The 322-nt window shown below is 67.4% G+C and carries 1 protein-coding gene; it reads right to left on the minus strand.

What is annotated here, in order from left to right; all coding sequences use genetic code 11:
- On the minus strand, nucleotides 1–199 hold a 199-nt coding region (locus PUR71_RS01425; protein WP_329924434.1), incomplete at its 3' end, for a hypothetical protein.
- Nucleotides 200–322 lie beyond the last annotated feature (123 nt).

Here is a 322-nt window from a genome sequence, read left to right on the forward strand (position 1 = left end):
GGCGGGCGCGCAGTGCGTCGTGGTGGTCCAGGACGGCTTGGAGCACGGCGGCCAGGACGTCCGCGGTGAGTCCGGCGGGCACCGGCACGAGCACCGACGGGTTGACACCGTCGATGCGGCCGGCGAGTTGGCTCAGCAAGCCGATGTTCGGGGTGGTCGCCAGCGTGCCGAGGGGGGGGTGGTGGGAGGTAACGGACACCAGCCACACACAACACCAGCCCAACAACAAAACCCACCCCACCACCACAAAACCGCCCACCACCCACACACACACCGGCCCCCCCCCCCGAGACGCCTACTCACCACACAAGAAAAAATAACA

The organism is Streptomyces sp. SP17BM10 (assembly GCF_036322405.1).
Classification (GTDB): domain Bacteria; phylum Actinomycetota; class Actinomycetes; order Streptomycetales; family Streptomycetaceae; genus Kitasatospora.